Genomic DNA, 17,932 nt, shown 5'->3' on the forward strand with positions numbered 1-17,932 from the left:
CTTGCCACCCCCAAAAGGTAAACCAAGCCAAATATGGCGCAAATAAGCGCGTCTTGCAGGTACGCTGAACGATATAGTAAGACGTTGCGAACAAGGCACAGCCACCGAACGCAAAAATCACCGCATTGGTGTGCAGTGGTCTTAAATGACTAAAGGTCAGCCATGGAATGTCAAAGTTTAGTGATGGCCATGCTAACTGTGAAGCAATGAACACACCAAGACTCATGCCGACGATGCCCCAAACGACAGCCATAATCGTAAAAAATCTTACGATAGTAATTTCATACTCACGGTCAACTGGGGCGACTGCTGTGTTTTGTAAACTCATTGGATGATTCCTTTACAGCCCGAATTATCAACAGAATTAACCAACAGTCCGCATTATAGATATTATAAAAACTTATAAACCTACAATAGCTACAGTACATAATGTTTTTTGACCTTTTATCACCATAATCTTATTAACTATCAATTTAGGCTTTGATTTTATATCAGTTGATACTGATGGATAAAATGAGGCGCTTCGTGCACCTTGTTTACAGCCAATCGATAGTAGGATTGTTAATACATCATCAAGATAAATAAAAAGACGCGCCGTTTTTGAGCATCAAACATCTTATGAGGCTAAATATATATCTTAATTATTACGAAAAAATCTGTACTAATGAAGATAGATACCCATATCTATAGGGCTATAAAAACGCACTGACCATAGATGTATGCTAGCGGCGGCTGACAAAAAACATGTTTATGTAATGTTTGGTTAAAACTCCCGACTCTGTTTAAGGGTATTGTAACGCAATCCTAATTAAATATCATCAGAACTATGCGGCAAAATACAAACTCTTTGGTATAAATGATAGCGAGCAACTTATTATTATTGCGCTACTTGCTTATTTTATACACAATTTCGTCACTATTCTAGATGCGTGTTTGCATCAAACTAAGACAAACGTTGCTAAATATAATTGTGATATTCGAAAGGAATTTTGTAACAATCGTACCACTAGCGGCACAAATAGGTTTTACTTCTCATCAAGTCGCCCCTTATAATGAGCCTAAACATATTTAATGCCCGCATACTTGTGGGCTATTAATAACAGGCATTTTAATAATTTGCTAGTCAGGTTAATGCGTAAAATAGCAGCGTTAACCCAACAAAACACCCATTAAGGATAATAATATGGCAGTTTTTTTGACAGATGAATGGTTTGAGCAAGTGGAGAAAATGGGCAGTGAGGCGGGTGAGTTAAACTTGCCACCAGCACTTGCTAATATGATTGTTAACCTAAAAGTATCTGATACTGACAAAGACATCGAAGCCAACTTTGCCGATGGTTTATTACATCGTGGTCTAAATAGTAACGGCACGACGACTTTATTATTAGATCGTAGCATTCTACAGTCTATCATCACTGATTTTGACACCAATCAAATTATGGGTGCTTTCATGAGCGGTAAAATTCGCGTTGAAGGGGATATGTCGCAATTGATGGCAGTACAGACTGCTCGTCCAAGCGCTGAGCAAAAAGAGTTGTATAAGCGTATCAAATCAATGACGACGATGGCGTAGGTCTTATATTGAGTGGTTTGTACTCAAGCCATTGATATACAATTCACTCAGATATACAAAAGCCCCTATTTAGGGGCTTTTTATTTGCTCAAACATTCAACTGTCATAACAGCGGGACAATCATCTGTTTATCGGACTACTGTCTTGTTTCATTAGATTGTATCAATTTAATTTTATCAGCTGGCTTTAGACTGCGCCGAAGCTTGCTGATTCTCTTTATATATCGCTGCCTGCAACCAGACATTGGCTTGTACATAGTCATGCACTTTAATACTGGCGGTCTCTGGCGTATTAAGCGCACCAATACGTACGACAAAGGGATCTGCATCCTGCTCACGTAATGTCACTACATCAAACAAAATGACAGATTTATCGTTAAATATCGTTTCTTGTTTGCCAAGCACTTGACCTTGACACCAAGCCTCATCTTCTTGCCCTAAAGTATCGCCAAATAAATAAGCACACATGTGTCCTAAGTTGATTTCGACCGGTGCCATTTGTTCTTCGGTTTCAGGTTTCCATTCACTGATTTGCGCTTGCAGATCGTCTGGAATTTTTCCGTCATTAGCCGCGACGATATCGTTAAACGCACGATGATAGCGGATAGATTCTTGGTCTTCTACCATGATGACTTCGTTTTGCTCACTGAGCTTAATCTCGTGCGCCCATGCGCTAAAGTTAACGAAATAAGACGTATCGCGCTGATACAAATGACGATTGGTCGTATAGAGCTGATCAAACGCATAAATAATGCTGCCATCAGCCGTGCGTAAGCGTAATACCGCATCGTGTGAGTTGTCATTGACAATGACGCGCTCGATTTTACAATCAAGCCCATAAGGACTATCAACACAAGGATAAGCATTGATGAAGCGCTCAGGCTTACCGTCTTTCATTGCGAGTACTTGATTGATATGGCAGGGCTTGTCTTCTGATAACAACAAACAGCTGTCTTTTGCACTGACGTTGTTGTTCAGGCCTTTAGGTATTGCCGCCACTTCAATCATTTTTTGTAGCCACTCTGGCACATCCTTGCTCATATCATCGGTCAAAATACGCCAATGATCGCCATGACCTGCAGACTGCTCATCGGTCAGTGTGATCTTGGTAGGAGTTTGAATGTTTTTATATTGATAATTTATGGTCATGAAAATACTCAAAATTAAGTCAGCGTGGGGTTTGTGTCTAATACTGTAGTGCGATGGTTACTTACGTGCCATTCAGTATTTCAAATAACTGGTTTATGATGTCAGCGACATTACCAGCAAAGTGTGAACAAACCACAATGAGGGTTAATGACAATTGTCTTTAGCATATAATATATAGGTATTGACATATCTAATAGCAAGGCCTCTATAAAAAATAATAACAAAACCCAGTTTTTTGGTAAAAAATACTCTTAGTATCGGCTAATGACTGGCACATATTGGCTAAATTGTGTCAAACTAGCTCCCTTTTGACGGCTGTCCTCGGCTCGTCTGATCTCCTGTTTTGTGTTTGATTTATATGTGAGTAGTAGCAGCTGTATGATGCATTTACTACTGCTCGTGATGCAACCTATATAAAGTCGCACGTAGATAAGATAAAGAGTTTGAATATGTTTCGTCCTTTAGCGTTATTTATCGGCTTACGATATACCCGAGCAGAGCGCAGTAATGGCTTTATCTCCTTTATATCCCTGATTTCAATGATTGGTCTGACGCTTGGGGTTGCCGTATTGATTACGGTGCTATCGGTCATGAATGGTTTTGATCGAGAATTAAAAACCCGTATTTTGGGCATGGTGCCGCAAGCCACCGTGGTCTCAACTGAGATTATCGGTGATTGGGAGCAGCTCGCTGATAAGATTAAGGAAGATCCAGAAGTATCAGATGTCGCCCCCTTTATCCAATTGCAAGGGATGCTGACATCAAACGGTCAGGTCGCCGGGATTATGGTGACTGGCGTCGAGCCTGAATACGAAAAAAACGTCTCTATCATTAATGATCATATGGTCGAGGGCAGTATTGATACCTTGCAAAGTGGTGACTTTAGCATCGTATTGGGTGAAGAGATGGTGCAGTCTCTGGGTTTACAGATAGGGGACAAAGTAACTCTAGTGCTGCCAGAAGCCTCGCCATCGCCAGCCGGTGTGATACCGCGGTTTAAGCGCTTTACTTTGACAGGTATTTTTACCATCAGCCCAGAGGTAGACAGTCTGATGGCGTTCATCCCGATGGGTGATGCAGCAAAACTGCTGCGTCTGCCAGAAGGGGCGCAAGGCGTGCGCATGAAGCTCAATGATATCTTTACTGCGCCGATTGCCGCAGAAAAAGCCGCTGCTATTTCTCCTCAGCAGTTGTTCCCCAATGATTGGACGCAGACGCACGGCAATCTATTTGGTGCAATTCAGATGGAAAAAGCCATGGTTGGTTTGCTACTATTTTTAATCATCTTAGTTGCCGCTTTCAACATTGTCTCAAGTCTTGTGATGCTCGTCACTGACAAAAAAGCAGATATTGCCATTCTAAAAACCTTTGGTGCGTCTCCTCGTTTGATTACCCAAGTCTTTATGGTACAAGGCGTGGTCATCGGTGTGATCGGTACCGTTGCTGGTACGATATTGGGTGTGATATTCGCACTCACCGTCAGTGATATTTTAGGCTTTATTAATCAAGTCTTTAATTTGAATCTGTTTGATGCTTATTTTGTGAATTATTTGCCGTCAGAGTTGCGTTTACTCGACGTGGTATTCATTACAGGTGCCTCATTTATATTGAGCTTTTTGGCAACGATTTATCCAGCACGCCGAGCGGCTAAAATTCAGCCTGCCCAGACACTACGTTATGAGTAATTCAATCGCATAAATATCGACATAAATAAAATAAAGGAAGCGCTATGTCTGCCATTTTAAAGGCGACCAATATCAATAAAATATATGATGAGGGAGCCGTTAGTACGCAAGTATTGACGGGCCTTGATCTGACAGTTCATGCTGGTGAGCGCATTGCTATTGTCGGGACCAGTGGTTCAGGAAAAAGTACCTTGCTACATTTGCTTGGTGGTTTAGACACGCCCACGAGTGGTGAAGTCTGGTTACATGGTCAGTTATTAAATAGCATGAATGAGACCGAACGCGGCGCGATGCGCAACAAGCATTTGGGTTTCATTTATCAGTTTCACCATTTGCTAGCAGAGTTTACCGCAGTCGAGAATGTTGCGATGCCTTTACTGATGCGTCCAGAAGTATCAACAACTGACGCTCGCAAGCAAGCGATTGAGATTCTCGAAAACGTCGGTCTAAATCATCGGTTGATGCACAGACCGGGTGAGCTATCAGGTGGTGAGCGTCAGCGCGTGGCGATTGCGCGCGCACTAGTTACCAAGCCTTCGCTTATCTTGGCGGATGAGCCAACTGGTAACTTGGATTATGACAATGCGCAAAGTGTCTTTGGATTGCTATCAGAGCTACAAAGCACTATGCAAACAGCACTTTTGATGGTGACACATGATCGCAACTTGGCGGCGCTTGCTGATCGTCAATTATTGCTACGTAATGGTCATTGGGAACAGTATTAACGTCTATATATGTTGAGATTTTCAGATGAATATAAGTGTCATAAATTAGCACTTATAAGGGTTGTCCTAACGAAATATATTGTTGTATTATCAAGTAAATATCTCATAGCAAAAGATATAGAAGCTTGATTAACTAGCTGCTATGTCTATTTTATAGGTCTCCGAATAATGAACAAAGATGACAATCCAATCGCCGCTTTTGGCAGTGCTGAAGAAGGCGATGAGCCGTTAAAGCCTTATATCGATCCAACCTTGTTTGACACCATCGATAGACAAGAACAAAAGGATCTTATCACACCCGTGTTTGATGCGATCACTTTGGCTGGGGTTGACTATGATTTAAAGGTTCAAGACAGCGCGACAGGTAAGCGTTATACGCTCTGTAAAAACGACGAGGTTATTGAGATCGTCTCTATGGATAAAGATTTTACGGATAAGCTTATAGATGCCATAGAAAGAACCAAAGAAGAGTGATAGCTCTTGCTTCAGACGCTGACGTTGTACTGTTTAATATTAATACCGTTTAATGATGTTAAACGGTATTAATATTTAGGCGATTTATCATCAGGTTTTTGCTGACGTTTTTGCCAACTCACGACCGTCTTGTAACGCCAAATCGCTTTAAAAGCAAGTCCACAAACGATGCTGGTTATAATCGCTAAAATCGTTAGCCCTATACAAAATGCTGTAAGCGATACAGTGCCTTTATAAGTAATAAAAGGGTTGGCGCCATCTGATAATGCCCATAAGCTAAAATCAGCAATCATTCTGCCGATAAAGCGCAAACTGATCACTGGTGCATCAATGATTTTTGCACCGATATAATACCCAGCATAAAAGATAGGCAAGCTGGTGACTGGATTGGTAATCCACGTTAGACCGAGAGCCATAGGCACATTGGCTCGAAAAATAAGTGAGCCAATCAAAGCCAGCAACATCTGTCCTGGCAGTGGAAAAAATGCGCTAAGCACGCCAATATAGACTGCTTTATTTAAGCTATGGCGGTTGAAGTGCCATAACCGAGGATCTGCCAAATGCGGGGCGAACAGTTTTAGGGTGCGACTTTCTAGGATTTTTTCCGGTGTAGGAAGCAGGTCTTTTAGACGTTTGTGGGGCACAGTATCGCCTTTAATCGTTAACGACAGTCCGCTCAATTGTATTGATGGGCTGGTATAAAGTAATATTATGGATAAAAAATACCGATGAGAATACATAGAGTGGTGATGGTAGAAAGCCATCATTTTAATATGCCTCATCAGTATAGGGTAATATAAATATAAATGCTATTGCCTCACAGATATGATGCTTCAGTCGCTTCTAAAATGTCGATAAAAATGGCTGCTCTGGCGCCTTATTATCATCAATAACTGGCGTTAGCTGCATTATAATATTTTGCTCATCAAGCAAGGAGTGCTGGTGTATTGGTTAGTTGGTAGCCTGGTAATTATTGCTATGATGGGTGTGTTGGCAGTTGCAGATAATGTGGCGATGCCGATCGACATGCCTTTATTGAATGTGGTCAGCGCCACAGGTTTGCTTTGGTTGCTTGTCATATTTGCTATTATTCTGCTTAGTGCTACTCAACTTAATAGCCCTTCAGTAAATACTCAAAGTACCAATAAAACGCGTTCTGTCAGCTCACCTAATGATGTTAAATTGTCACTTTTTAGCAAATACTTCTTATTTGGTCTATTAGCCATTGGGTTGGTCGTGAGTAGCGCGCTACAAGCGCTAGTTGCACATCAGCAAGCCGAAACGACCAAAATTACTGACTCTATACGTGTACAAGCACTCGTTCGTATCGAAGGGATAAGTGACAGTGTATATGATGCCAGTACAGATAGCGGCTATCGACAAGTAGCAGTGGTCACGCATTTAATGCCATTAGTCGCTGAGTTGACTCCCCAAGATTTGGCAGATAGTACAAGGAATTATTCGAAGGAAGAAAATAATAGCCTAAGTAAAAGCTATAGTGACAATTTTGAAAAAAAACCCAATAATCATATCGAATACCGAGTATTGCTCAATGCCTATCCAAAAAACACATCAAATAATGACTCGTTCTCAAATTTAAATGATTTGCAGCCAGGCGATGAGCTATTTATGAGCTTGGCACTGGTACCATTGTCTACCTCCAAGCAAGCAATAAGCAACCCGTCTGGTTTTGATGGTTATCGCTGGTTGCGAGGTCGACACATTGATGGTGTGGCAAATATACTGGCGGTTAGTGCGTTGACTGTCAGCAAAAGCAATAACGATGAAGCTTTACAACAAGCATCGACGTCTGACTCTTATTTCCAGCGATTTCGTACTCGTATTGATATAGGACGTTGGCAATTAAGAGATCATTTCTATAGAGATTGGCCTGCACAAACCACAGCAGAGCAGCAGACCAGAGCTGTCACATTGAGTTTGCTCACAGGTGACCGTAGCTTGATCAATCGCGACACCAAGGATCTATATCAACTGGCGGGTATCTCGCATTTGCTTGCAATATCAGGGACACATGTACTGTTTTTAGCCATTGTATTGGGCGGCGCCGTTGTGTTGCTATTCAATCGACTGTGCCCAGTGGTTTATCGCTATATGCCACGCTGGCAGGTGCGTTGGTGGGTAATGATTGGTGCTGCTTTTATCTATGCACTATTTACAGGTTTTGATGTGCCTGCTGCACGTACGGCGTGGATGCTACTGGCTATCGGCTTGGTGAGATTGACATTGCTACCTATCAGTACCATGCGTGTGTTGTTAGCATTAGCTGTCTTGATGGCATGGCAAGATCCGTATGTATTGTGGCAGGCAGGGTATTGGTTGTCCTTCATCGCAGTGGCGCTGTTGCTCAAATACGAAGATACCTCGTATCAGCGTACTACAGAGGCTTTGAGATCATCGTACGACGAGCATAGGAGTAAGGGCAATAGAGTGCTCTATCATGCTCTGCGAGCTGGACGGCGTATGTTCAAGCTACAGTTTTGGTTGTTTCTGACGTTATTGCCTATTACGCTGCTCTTATTTGGTAAAGCATCATTGTGGGGACTTATTGTCAATTTATTTGCGATTGGGCTGTTTGGGTGGGTGATTGTACCGCTCAATCTGTTAGCAGGGCTTTTTTACCTGTTATCACCCACGATAGCTGACAGCATTTGGTCTTTAGTAAGTGCCATCGTCGGCAATCTACATGAGTTGATTGGTTGGCTGACATCATTACCAGCATTAACAGACGCATGGTTGTATACGCCAGTTAATATGGCGATATTGCTCATGGTGTTGTTAAGTATAGTACCTTGGCTTTTGCCAAGAGGGCTGCTCAGTCGCTGGTTGGCACTGCCTCCACTGACGCTGTTAATGATGACGGTGTATGCCAATCAGCAGTCAATGATAACAATGCCGACGTTATATATTTTGCCAACGGGTGATCCCTATATCAGTGCAGCCTTGCTACAATTCCCTTTACATAACCAAAGCGTTAGTAACAGTAAGGATAGATCTTCACTTGCGAAAGACAATACCAGCTGGCTGTTTTTGGCTGATCATAGACCAACCGCAACACGGACCATGCCAAGCAATCTCACAGCGGATAAACTATCTGTATCTTTAGAGCAGCAACTGGGCAGTTTGTCAGTCGATAAACTAGAAGGCATCATAGTGCAGAGCAGTAGCACCGTACTGACTGACACGTTGAATGCCAGTGAGCAAAATATGGTCGTTAGCGCCAAAAATTCTGAGTTATTACCGCTGGCAGTTGCGCAGTTAAATCAGCAGCTACCTGTCAGTCAATATTGGCAAGCGGGACGCTCCGAGCGTTGGTCTGCATTCCAGCAAGCCTCTAAAATAGCAGCTCAGTCTAAAGGTAAGACGAATATCAGTGCGCAAGGTTGCGAGCAAGGCAAAACATGGCAGGTGGCTAGTGGTGATGTATCCATCCAAGCAATGACAGGCTGGAGCGAGATAGGTGATACTAGCGTGTGGGACTGTACAATTGCGATTGATAGCAGCGTACCTATACAAGTTCTAAGATACAACGCAGCCGATCCGCTAAAGTCATTATCTGTAAACTCTCAAACGAAAATAGCAGATAACCAGTTAGATACGGATCACAAAAACTTGTCTCTATCACGGCTTGTTTTAGATACTGACACCCATCCACGTGTTTGGCAGATGTGGTCATTATTATGTTCAGCTGATTCGAATAACGACAGTATGAGGTTTAAAAACATCACATGGCTTGGTCATAGTGCATCACAGATGACAACTGATGTCATAAGTCGTCAAAGCATCAATGATATTATCACCTATGATGACAAACCTTTAGAAGCGTCTTTATCGCTGAATATAATAAACAACGGTGTTGACGCAGAAGCGATGAGTCCTTAAAAATATTGCTTATACTCGCAGTGTTACAATATGGTGATATTTCACAGTTATACTATTGAACCATTATCGAAATACCACCATACTTAGCAGCCTATTAATACCGATGATTGACACGGCGAGGAGATATTTATTTTTAGCCGTATCTACCAATATCATCTTTTTATTGTTTTAGATTGTTTCTGACTTAGGAAGTTATATGCCCAACTGGCCACCAGACCCAAACAAACGTCCTGATAATTCGGCAAATCAGCCAACGCCAATGCAGCAACCAAACGCGCCGAGCGGACAAGAGTGGAAAGTACTGGAAAACACCTTATTAGCTAGTGTGGTTGAGCAGCGCCGTGCTCGTCGCTGGAGTATTTTCTTTAAACTGTTGACCTTTGGTTATATATTATTGATATTTTTGACCATAGGTCGCGGATGTAGTGGTTCGCCAACAGGTATGGATGCCGTTGATACTAGCTCGCCGCATTTGGCAGTGGTTGAGCTGCAAGGTGTGATCAGTAATGATGATGTGGCCAACGCTTACGATGTCAATGAGGCATTGACAGACGCTTTTGCAAATAGTAACTCTAAAGCGGTGGCGTTAGACATTAACTCACCTGGTGGCTCACCGGTACAGTCTGATGAAATTTGGCAGACTATGATGGATCTGCGTAAAGAATATCCCGATAAAAAGCTTTATGCTGTTATCGGTGATATTGGTGCTTCAGGTGCTTATTATATCGCCTCTGCCGCAGATGAGATCTATGTCAATCCATCGAGCTTGGTTGGTTCTATCGGTGTCATTATGCCAAGTTACAATGTCAAGGGCCTAATGGACAAGGTCGGCGTAGAAGATCGTACTATCACTGCGGGTGAGTACAAAGACATCTTGAGTTTGTCGCGCCCATTGACTGACTACGAAGAAAAACATGTCGAAGGTGTGCTTGCTAATACGCACAAGCATTTCATCAATGCCGTCAAAGAAGGCCGCGGTGATCGCTTGAAAAATCCTGAACAAAACAAACTGTTTTCAGGACTGTTTTGGACCGGTGAGCAATCTATCGAGTTAGGTTTGGCAGACAAAACGGGCAGTATTACAAGCCTCAGTAAACAATTGGATCTTGATACGATCATCAGCTATAGCCCAACCGATCCGTTCCAAATGTTTATGGATCGCTTTGCGGTACAATTGGGTGCAGGCATTGGCTCTAGCATGAGCCTTGATGGGTTTTTGCCCCAAGAAGAAGGTAATGCAAAAATGCGTTAAGCGTTTAATATTTTAGATATACTGTGTATGATTGTTGAGGCTGAGCATATAATTATGCTCAGCCTCAATTGTATATAATGCTAAAAACTACCTTAATATGAAAGACAGTTGAATTATTAAAAATAATATATAAACCATCCCACGAGAGCCTGTTATGAGTGATGAAATCAATTTGCAGACCTTTGCTGCGCTACCTGTCTCCAAGATAACAAAAAAGCCTGTGCTACATTTTGCCCATGCCAATGGCATGCCAAGTGCTGTCTATGAGCCGTTTTTTGCAGGATTGTCCGCATTTTTTACGATTGAATATATTGCCATGTTGGGTGACACGCCGGATTATCCCGTGGATAATCATTGGCGCAGTCTGACGCAGCAGGTGATCGATAGCGTAAAAACTGCCTGTGAGAAGCATAGCGTCAGTCAGGTGGTGGGCGTGGGTCATTCACTTGGCGCCATGTGTACCTTGCAAGCAGTGTACCGTGAGCCTAAGCTGTTTGCTCAAGCAGTGCTCATGGATCCGCCTTGGATTTATGGCAAAGTTAGCTTGTTATGGCATTTGGCAAAGACAGTAGATAAATTGCCTCTTACGAGTAAGCGTTTGATGGATAAATTGTCACCAGCGGGTATCTCTAAGCATCGCCGTGATGTGTGGGACAGCCGAGCAGATGCGTACGAAAAAATGCGGCACAAAGGATTTTTCAAAAACTTTGATGAGCGCAGCTTCCAAGGCTATATCGATCATGGCTTGCATGAGCGCGCGGATGGTAAAGTGACACTGGCCATTCCTAAAGCTAATGAAGTAGAAGTGTTTCGTACCAATCCTTCTTGGTATTGGCTGACGCCCAATCGTGGCCCCAAAGTGCCTGTTACCTTGATTATCGGTCAAGACAGTATCTTTTTGAAACGTCGGTTTCCCCAACAGATAAAGTCGCGCTTGGGCATACCTTATGAGACTCATGAAGGGGGGCATATGTTCCCACTTGAGCACCCAGAGTCTGTATCGCAGCAGGTACTAGAACTGATTAAGCGGCAACTATCAAAATAAAAGCAACGTATCGTTATGTAGGCTTGTGTCTAATACAAGCTGACAGCGTATTTTTTAAGTGACATATATATGCCAAAAAACGTGACAGCTTTACCGGATATCGCAACCTCGTCTGAGCGTCCGCCATTATTTTCACGCGTTGGTACATTTATGCTGACGGTAGGGATGGTGCTTGCGTTTTTTATCAGTCAATTGGTAGGCGTCTATATCGCTGGCAAGCTGGTATTACCTGCGACCAAAAATGCTTCGATGGGCGATATCTTCTTTTTTGGCAGTAACGATGGAACAGTCGTGAGCTTATCAATACTCATAGGCTGTGTGCTGCTGATGACAACCAGTGTTCTCATTATTCGTATAAAAGGCGGGGAATGGCGACAGTATTTAGCATTAAAGCCGTTTTCATTTACGGTAGGTATGGGCATGCTAGGATTGCTGTTGATATTTATGATAGTCAGTCAGGCGCTGACTTATATGCTGGATATGACGCCGCTGGTATTTGTCGACCCTCTATATCAGTCTGTTAGTTCAGTGTGGCTGCTGGTCTTTGCAATGGTCGTCGTTGCACCTATTTACGAAGAAGTGATCTTTCGTGGCATATTATGGTCAGCCATCAAAGAGCAGTTCACCGCACCGTCATACTCTGTGCAGCACGGTGCGATAGTAGCAAGTATCGTGACCAGTTTGATATTTGCCACTATCCATGTGCAGTATGGCATTTATGAAATCAGTACTATTGTGGTTTTGGCATTCATATTTTGTTATGCACGTATCAAGTCAGGGTCGCTATTACTGCCAATCGTACTACATATCGTTAATAATGGCGCAGCAATGTGGCAGTATCTTGCGCAAGCGGCGTAGATAACATGCTAGCCACGACAATGGCTAGCATGTGAATTCTATCAAGCCAGTTATATCAGCATTTAGCTATGCGTCAGGATTTAACAATAATACTTCATCGGCTGCTCGTTTAATGTCATCGAGCGTGAGCTGAGGTTTGCCGCTCAATGCTTGCCGCCATTTGCGTGCACCCATCAATCCTTGAAACAATCCTAGATAATGCCGTGTCATCGTGGGTAGTGCTTCGCCTTTGGCGATTTGTTCTTGTAGATAAGGGTAGAGCTGCTCTAAAATCTCTGAGCGCTTAGGTATTGTTTCGGGTGCTGCCTCGTTCCATAAGCTATTGGCCTCTGCTAATAGATACGGGTTGTGATAAAACGCCCGACCAATCATCACGCCATCGATATGTTGCAAATGCATTTTTATGTCTTCAATGGTATCAATACCGCCATTGATCTCAATATCAAGCTCAGGAAAGTCTTGTTTTAGACGATAGACATCCTCGTAGCGTAGCGGTGGTATCTCGCGGTTTTGCTTAGGACTCAGCCCTTGTAGCCACGCGGTACGTGCATGAACGATAAAACGCGTACAGCCAGCCGCCGCAACGGTCTGCACAAAATCCACCATAAACTCGTAACTGTCAAAATCATCGATACCGATACGGTGTTTGACCGTCACGGGGATATCGACTGCAGCTTGCATGTGCTTGACCAAGTCAGCCACCGTTTTTGGCTCTGCCATTAGACAGGCGCCTATCTTGTTGTGTTGCACACGATCAGAAGGGCAACCAACATTGATATTGACTTCATCATAGCCGTATTGCTGAGCAAATTCGGCGCATTGTGTCATCTCACTGATATCTGCTCCGCCAAGCTGCAATACCAGTGGATGCTCAAGTGTGTCAAAGCGTAGGTGACGTGCGCGGTTACCGTGTATCAATGCACCGGTGCTAATCATTTCGGTATACAGGTACGTGTGCGGGTTAAATAGTCGCGCAAAGTAACGATAGTCTGTCGTTGTCCAATCAATCATAGGGGCGACTGATAGTCTCTTATTATCCATTAAATCAAGCATTTAGCGTTAAAGCCTTATTTTATATAAGTTTTTAGATTTGCCCTATCACCGATTGATAGCGATTGGCAACGATTGATATAGATTTATAGCGATTGATGGTGTACCTTATTTGTACCAAAACAACAAAATGATGGCATGGTACAAATGGGCACTATAACAAAGCGCAAAAACAAAGATGGCACGGTTAGATTTCGCGGTGTTATCCGCATTAACCGTGAGGGTTATCCGCCATTTACTCAGTCACGCACGTTTAGCAAAAAGTCGCTCGCTGACGCGTGGATCAAAAAACGTGAGGCAGAGATTGAAAACAATCCTGATATTTTGCTCAATCGTGAAGCAAAGTCCATGCGATTGCAAGACGTTATTATAAAGTATCTTGACGAGATGGGCGACCAATTCGGGCGCACTCATAATCTATCGCTGATGCTTATCTCACGGTTGCCGATAGCAGCAAAACAAATCAGCAGTCTCAGGCGTGAGGATTATACCGCGTTTGCTGATGCGCGCCTAAAGGGCAAGTATGATGGTTTATCGCCCATCTCACCGTCAACGCTCAACGGTGACATGATGACGCTCAGGTCAGTGTTAAAGCAAGCCAAGCTCGCCTGGGGCCTCAATGTCAATCTAGCAGAGTTTGAAGAAGCCATGCTAGGTCTAAAGCATGGGCGCAAAGTAACACCCAGCAAGCAGCGCAATCGCACACCGACCAGCGACGAGCTACAAGCACTGACAAATCATTTTTACGCAAAATATCACAAGCGCCGCTCCGTCTATCCGATGCATCTTGTCTTATGGCTGGCTATCTACACGGCACGGCGGCAAGACGAGCTAACACGCATGAGGCTAGATGATTATAGCGGCGATTGGTGGCTTGTTAGAGACGCAAAAAACCCACGCGGCAGTATCGGCAACCACATTAATACTAGGGTTACAGATAAAGCGGTGGGTGTGATTAATGCGTTGTTGAGCGATAATATCAGGGATGCAATGCGTAGTAACAACCGATATTGGGATAGTGATTTACTACTGCCACTATCGGGCAAGATACTGTCTAAAAACTTTACCGAGGCGTGTAAAATGCTCGGTATTAGTGACTTGAGGTTTCATGATCTAAGACACGAGGCGGCAACGAGGCTATCCGAGCAAGGCTTAACAGTACCACAAATCCAGCAAATAACCGGTCATGAGTCATGGTCTAGCCTACAACGATATGTCAATATATCGCCCCGCGCAACCGTGTTAGAGTTTGACGAGGCAATCGAGGTCGCTAGGCGTGCATACTCAGGTGGTCTTTAGCGGCTTCCTCGCTGACTTTATCAATCCATCTTGCGAGTGATTTGACGCTTACATGATAGGTTGAGCGGTTTTTACTGCCACCGATCACCACCGGAAACGGCAAGTCCTGCTTACGCGCCCTCTCCTTTAGTGTCTCCCATTTTACCTCTGGCAGATAATCCTCTGCCACTCTCTCAAGTGATACCAGCGGATTGTACTGGTATCGCTCGATTAATATGTTTTCTGTATTATTCATCTATCGCCCCTCCAATATTGTACCATCAAGACAAGCAAGCGATTTTATCGGCGCTTTTCCTCTGTCGCGCTCAGCAAATAACGCCCTTGCAAACTCATAAACATACGGATTTAAATCCATTTCACCGCTTGGCTGCTCTTTGAGTTTAAAGCCGTTTGCCAGTGCTATCTCTTTGATTTGGTCGTTAGTCACTTTGCACCTCGCTATTAATACCAATCATAATATCGCCACGCTTTGGCTCACTTGGCTCAGGCAGCTTTTGACCGCTAGCTATATACTTGTCTAGCGCGTCAATCGCTGTGTTTACAGCATCAATAAACGATTCATTCTGACCGCCGCTAATCTCAGGTATGTCTCGTAAAAATACTCTGTAGCGAGTACTGAATATTTTACTGGTTATTTCTTCAAACTGTGCTGGGTATAAGTCACTCACAATCACTCTCCTTGTTTTACAAACGGCGTCAAATCAGGCTTGCTATAACTCTCAGGCTTCGCAATCTTACCGTCCTTGTCATACTCAAACTTACCCTTAACCATCTTGCTATTGTTTGAGCGTATGACTTCTTTGAGTGCGCCTTCAATATCAAAGCCCATCATATAAGCCACGCCAGTAGCAGTTACGATTTGGTCGCATAGCGCATCTAGTAATTCGATTTTATCCATTCGCTGCATGACATTAACAACGCTAATACTGTCGCCTTTATACCATTGCGCCATCATTTCATTGTCGTTCGACTCATTGCCATACAGAGCTACATCCATCTCGTAAACTTCTTCGTAATGACAACCGATCTGAGTGCAAATATCTCTATCAGTCGGCTCAGGCTTCGCAGCTTTAAACCAGTTTGCAATATCGGTGATGGAGTCGGGCTTAACATACGGCTGCATCTTTTCGTTGTAGTGGTTCCAAGCCCACGCTTTAGCTTCGTCGATAGTTGCAAAGCCGGTAGCTTCTTTTGTCGGCGCTTCGGTATGTCGATTATAGTAAGCCACGACCCAACTATCATGGTCGCCATCAGATTGTATTTCTCCCGCATCTCTCATTAATTCGTCGCCATACCTGTAAATGGTGTATTCACAAATTACTGTAACGGTATCTGCCCCAGTGCCATCTTTATAATCAAACCACCTCAACGCCTTCAACGGTAAATTACTCATCGTTTTGCTCCTTATCCAGCTTATTAATCGCCATGCTGTAAATCTCGTTGCACACATTCTCTATCAGCACATGCTGCTCGTCCGCACTCAAATTCGCCACAACCTCTGATAGGGTTTGCGCTAAGCTGTTAGCCATAGTCAGCAATATACTGTTAGCATCACCATCATTAAACGTGGTTATGTTGTCGTTGTCGGTATAAGTGATAATGATAGCTTGGCGCTCTAAGCCTTTGCTTGACTTGTTAAAATCTTGAATAACACTCAATGCTTTTTTCTCAATATTCTTATTCATAGTCTCAATCCTCATTAGTAAATAGATGACCTGTCTCGTAGGTCAGTCGGCCTTGCCTCGACTGCTTTTTCAAAGCTCATGCTAAGCACGTAAGGAATTGTCAATCTTGGCTGCTAGCGATTCTTTCGTTGCATCATCATCTAGCCTTGACGCATCCGCACATTAGCCCCTGCGGCTGGGTAATCTGTTACGATGCTTTCAATTCGTTGTAATAGATAGGCTCGTTTTCTCTGTGCCATTGCTTGTGACATGGATCACAAAGCCACATAACATCCATCGGTTTGTTGTAGTCGCAATGATGACCGTGTAAGGCTGTCTCATTGCTGCATGACTCACATTGACTAGGTTTGTGCAATCGGCCATCACGGACAGCATTGTTTACTGCGTTACGAGCTGCTGAGCGATGAGGGTAGCGTCGGTAATGAGCTTCTTTCGCCTTAGCTGTTGCCTTTTTACCCTGTTCGGTTTTAGCGTAATCTTTGCGAGCTTCCACGCGATGCGGCAGGTTGGCTCTATTGCGGTCAAATTCTCGGTAGTGTTCAATGTTAGCGGCTCGGTTGGCTCTCACTCTAGCGCGTATGCACTCTTTGCAATTCCCTGATTTTCCGTCCTTGCGAATAGATGACCGGTAAAAATCATCTATAGGCTTATCGGTTTTGCAGTATTTACAATTAATCATGATTAACTCCTTAGAATGGAATGTCTGACTTTACATTGCCGTTTTCATCAACCTCTTCACCGCGCGCGTTATACATTGGCTGCTGATTATTCGGCTGCTGAGTTGACTGATTATTAAAACCCTGCTGTGGCTGAGCTGATTGCTGATTGTTATAGCCCTGATTGTCCTGAGCAGGTCGGTTATTGTTCTGCTGATTGTTAGTCGCTTGACCTTCGTTTTGACCGTCTAGCATCTGCATTTGGTCGGCTCGTATCTCAGTGATATATTTATCTTGACCGCTTTGGTCTTGATACTTGCGAGTGCGTAGGCTGCCTTCGATATACACTTTTGAGCCTTTACGCAAATACTGTGCTGCAATCTCACCTAGGCGGTTAAACAAAACAATTCTGTGCCATTCCGTCGCTTCTTTTTTCTCACCACTCTGCTTATCTGTCCACTGCTCGGACGTGGCAACCGATATATTGGTTACGTTGCCACCGTTGTTGAATTGACGAGCCTCTGGATCAGCTCCCAAATTACCGATGATTATTACTTTATTAACTCCGCGCATAGTCTTGCC

Annotated in this window: 20 protein-coding genes; 9 read left to right on the plus strand and 11 right to left on the minus strand. The window is 43.5% G+C overall.

The annotated features are described in order from the left end of the window. Positions 1–328, minus strand: a 328-nt coding sequence (locus B3V51_RS02995; RefSeq protein WP_286707933.1) for a cbb3-type cytochrome c oxidase subunit I, incomplete at its 3' end; no start/stop codon positions are given. An 855-nt stretch (positions 329–1,183) separates the two neighbouring features. Between B3V51_RS02995 and B3V51_RS03000 the strand changes: the two genes are divergently transcribed. Next, positions 1,184–1,573, plus strand: a complete 390-nt coding sequence (locus tag B3V51_RS03000; protein ID WP_071001896.1) for an SCP-2 sterol transfer family protein — start codon at positions 1,184–1,186, stop codon at positions 1,571–1,573. Positions 1,574–1,749: 176 nt separating this feature from the next. Here the strand turns inward: B3V51_RS03000 and B3V51_RS03005 are convergent, their stop codons facing one another. After that, entirely contained in the window at positions 1,750–2,721 is a 972-nt protein-coding gene (locus tag B3V51_RS03005; protein WP_093068121.1) for a hypothetical protein, read from the minus strand. 449 nt (positions 2,722–3,170) lie between these two features. Here B3V51_RS03005 and B3V51_RS03010 point away from each other — a divergent pair, with 449 nt between their 5' ends. From B3V51_RS03010 to B3V51_RS03020, 3 genes are all read left to right on the plus strand, one after another. Next, positions 3,171–4,406: a lipoprotein-releasing ABC transporter permease subunit gene (locus tag B3V51_RS03010; protein WP_071001894.1), complete on the plus strand. Its 1,236-nt coding sequence runs from the start codon at positions 3,171–3,173 to the stop codon at positions 4,404–4,406. A gap of 44 nt (positions 4,407–4,450) precedes the next feature. Further along, complete coding sequence (gene lolD, locus B3V51_RS03015; protein ID WP_093068124.1) at positions 4,451–5,131, plus strand: lipoprotein-releasing ABC transporter ATP-binding protein LolD; 681 nt, start codon at positions 4,451–4,453, stop codon at positions 5,129–5,131. 168 nt (positions 5,132–5,299) lie between these two features. Further along, positions 5,300–5,605: a hypothetical protein gene (locus B3V51_RS03020; protein WP_058024771.1), complete on the plus strand. Its 306-nt coding sequence runs from the start codon at positions 5,300–5,302 to the stop codon at positions 5,603–5,605. 68 nt (positions 5,606–5,673) lie between these two features. On the opposite strand, the gene B3V51_RS03025 is transcribed toward B3V51_RS03020, so the two are convergent. Further along, positions 5,674–6,249, minus strand: coding sequence for a DUF2062 domain-containing protein (locus tag B3V51_RS03025; RefSeq protein WP_223335218.1), 576 nt, complete (start codon positions 6,247–6,249; stop codon positions 5,674–5,676). Between the two features lie 298 nt (positions 6,250–6,547). On the opposite strand from B3V51_RS03025, the gene B3V51_RS03030 reads away from it, so the two are divergent. The 4 genes from B3V51_RS03030 (at position 6,548) to B3V51_RS03045 (ending at position 12,660) form a co-directional block, all read left to right on the plus strand. Then, positions 6,548–9,505 carry a ComEC/Rec2 family competence protein gene (locus B3V51_RS03030; RefSeq protein ID WP_227674253.1) on the plus strand — a complete coding sequence of 986 codons (2,958 nt, stop codon included), beginning with the start codon at positions 6,548–6,550 and terminating at the stop codon, positions 9,503–9,505. Positions 9,506–9,701: 196 nt separating this feature from the next. Further along, positions 9,702–10,757: a signal peptide peptidase SppA gene (sppA, locus tag B3V51_RS03035; RefSeq protein ID WP_071001891.1), complete on the plus strand. Its 1,056-nt coding sequence runs from the start codon at positions 9,702–9,704 to the stop codon at positions 10,755–10,757. 154 nt (positions 10,758–10,911) lie between these two features. Further along, a complete protein-coding gene (locus B3V51_RS03040) occupies positions 10,912–11,802 on the plus strand; it encodes an alpha/beta fold hydrolase (RefSeq protein WP_071001890.1) in 891 nt (296 codons plus the stop codon). A gap of 69 nt (positions 11,803–11,871) precedes the next feature. Beyond that, complete coding sequence (locus B3V51_RS03045) at positions 11,872–12,660, plus strand: CPBP family intramembrane glutamic endopeptidase (protein WP_071001889.1); 789 nt, start codon at positions 11,872–11,874, stop codon at positions 12,658–12,660. 66 nt (positions 12,661–12,726) lie between these two features. Here B3V51_RS03045 and dusA read toward each other — a convergent pair whose 3' ends face one another. Then, on the minus strand, positions 12,727–13,713 hold the full coding sequence (gene dusA / locus B3V51_RS03050; protein ID WP_286707934.1) for a tRNA dihydrouridine(20/20a) synthase DusA: 987 nt from the start codon (positions 13,711–13,713) through the stop codon (positions 12,727–12,729). A 144-nt stretch (positions 13,714–13,857) separates the two neighbouring features. Between dusA and B3V51_RS03055 the strand changes: the two genes are divergently transcribed. Beyond that, the gene (locus tag B3V51_RS03055; RefSeq protein ID WP_286707935.1) at positions 13,858–15,009 is read left to right on the plus strand and encodes a site-specific integrase; all 1,152 of its coding nucleotides are present in this window, start codon (positions 13,858–13,860) and stop codon (positions 15,007–15,009) included. Here B3V51_RS03055 and B3V51_RS03060 read toward each other — a convergent pair. From B3V51_RS03060 to ssb, 7 genes are all read right to left on the minus strand, one after another. Further along, positions 14,981–15,244 carry a pyocin activator PrtN family protein gene (locus B3V51_RS03060; protein ID WP_286707936.1) on the minus strand — a complete coding sequence of 88 codons (264 nt, stop codon included), beginning with the start codon at positions 15,242–15,244 and terminating at the stop codon, positions 14,981–14,983. The genes B3V51_RS03055 and B3V51_RS03060 overlap by 29 nt on opposite strands. Beyond that, complete coding sequence (locus tag B3V51_RS03065; RefSeq protein WP_286707937.1) at positions 15,245–15,436, minus strand: hypothetical protein; 192 nt, start codon at positions 15,434–15,436, stop codon at positions 15,245–15,247. Further along, complete coding sequence (locus B3V51_RS03070; protein WP_286707938.1) at positions 15,429–15,677, minus strand: hypothetical protein; 249 nt, start codon at positions 15,675–15,677, stop codon at positions 15,429–15,431. The genes B3V51_RS03065 and B3V51_RS03070 overlap by 8 nt, the downstream gene beginning before the upstream one ends. 2 nt (positions 15,678–15,679) lie before the next feature. Further along, complete coding sequence (locus tag B3V51_RS03075; RefSeq protein ID WP_286707939.1) at positions 15,680–16,402, minus strand: nucleoside triphosphate pyrophosphohydrolase family protein; 723 nt, start codon at positions 16,400–16,402, stop codon at positions 15,680–15,682. Then, positions 16,395–16,694: a hypothetical protein gene (locus B3V51_RS03080; RefSeq protein ID WP_286707940.1), complete on the minus strand. Its 300-nt coding sequence runs from the start codon at positions 16,692–16,694 to the stop codon at positions 16,395–16,397. Before B3V51_RS03080 ends, B3V51_RS03075 begins: the two co-directional genes overlap by 8 nt. A 187-nt stretch (positions 16,695–16,881) precedes the next feature. Further along, complete coding sequence (locus tag B3V51_RS03085) at positions 16,882–17,373, minus strand: hypothetical protein (RefSeq protein WP_286707941.1); 492 nt, start codon at positions 17,371–17,373, stop codon at positions 16,882–16,884. A gap of 10 nt (positions 17,374–17,383) precedes the next feature. Further along, on the minus strand, positions 17,384–17,923 hold the full coding sequence (gene ssb, locus B3V51_RS03090; protein WP_286707942.1) for a single-stranded DNA-binding protein: 540 nt from the start codon (positions 17,921–17,923) through the stop codon (positions 17,384–17,386). Positions 17,924–17,932: the final 9 nt, after the last annotated feature.

The sequence above is a fragment of the Psychrobacter sp. UBA2514 genome (genome assembly GCF_002341255.1).
GTDB classification, from domain to species: Bacteria; Pseudomonadota; Gammaproteobacteria; order Pseudomonadales; family Moraxellaceae; genus Psychrobacter; species Psychrobacter pacificensis.

Coding starts and splice junctions, on each gene's coding strand:
- lolD (WP_093068124.1), top strand. CDS start 4,451: ATGTCTGCCATTTTAAAGGCGACCAATATCAATAAAATATATGATGAG.
- B3V51_RS03060 (WP_286707936.1), bottom strand. CDS start 15,244: ATGAATAATACAGAAAACATATTAATCGAGCGATACCAGTACAATCCG.
- sppA (WP_071001891.1), top strand. CDS start 9,702: ATGCCCAACTGGCCACCAGACCCAAACAAACGTCCTGATAATTCGGCA.
- B3V51_RS03085 (WP_286707941.1), bottom strand. CDS start 17,373: ATGATTAATTGTAAATACTGCAAAACCGATAAGCCTATAGATGATTTT.
- B3V51_RS03005 (WP_093068121.1), bottom strand. CDS start 2,721: ATGACCATAAATTATCAATATAAAAACATTCAAACTCCTACCAAGATC.
- ssb (WP_286707942.1), bottom strand. CDS start 17,923: ATGCGCGGAGTTAATAAAGTAATAATCATCGGTAATTTGGGAGCTGAT.
- B3V51_RS03080 (WP_286707940.1), bottom strand. CDS start 16,694: ATGAATAAGAATATTGAGAAAAAAGCATTGAGTGTTATTCAAGATTTT.
- B3V51_RS03010 (WP_071001894.1), top strand. CDS start 3,171: ATGTTTCGTCCTTTAGCGTTATTTATCGGCTTACGATATACCCGAGCA.
- B3V51_RS03040 (WP_071001890.1), top strand. CDS start 10,912: ATGAGTGATGAAATCAATTTGCAGACCTTTGCTGCGCTACCTGTCTCC.
- dusA (WP_286707934.1), bottom strand. CDS start 13,713: ATGCTTGATTTAATGGATAATAAGAGACTATCAGTCGCCCCTATGATT.
- B3V51_RS03075 (WP_286707939.1), bottom strand. CDS start 16,402: ATGAGTAATTTACCGTTGAAGGCGTTGAGGTGGTTTGATTATAAAGAT.
- B3V51_RS03055 (WP_286707935.1), top strand. CDS start 13,858: ATGGGCACTATAACAAAGCGCAAAAACAAAGATGGCACGGTTAGATTT.
- B3V51_RS03000 (WP_071001896.1), top strand. CDS start 1,184: ATGGCAGTTTTTTTGACAGATGAATGGTTTGAGCAAGTGGAGAAAATG.
- B3V51_RS03020 (WP_058024771.1), top strand. CDS start 5,300: ATGAACAAAGATGACAATCCAATCGCCGCTTTTGGCAGTGCTGAAGAA.
- B3V51_RS03045 (WP_071001889.1), top strand. CDS start 11,872: ATGCCAAAAAACGTGACAGCTTTACCGGATATCGCAACCTCGTCTGAG.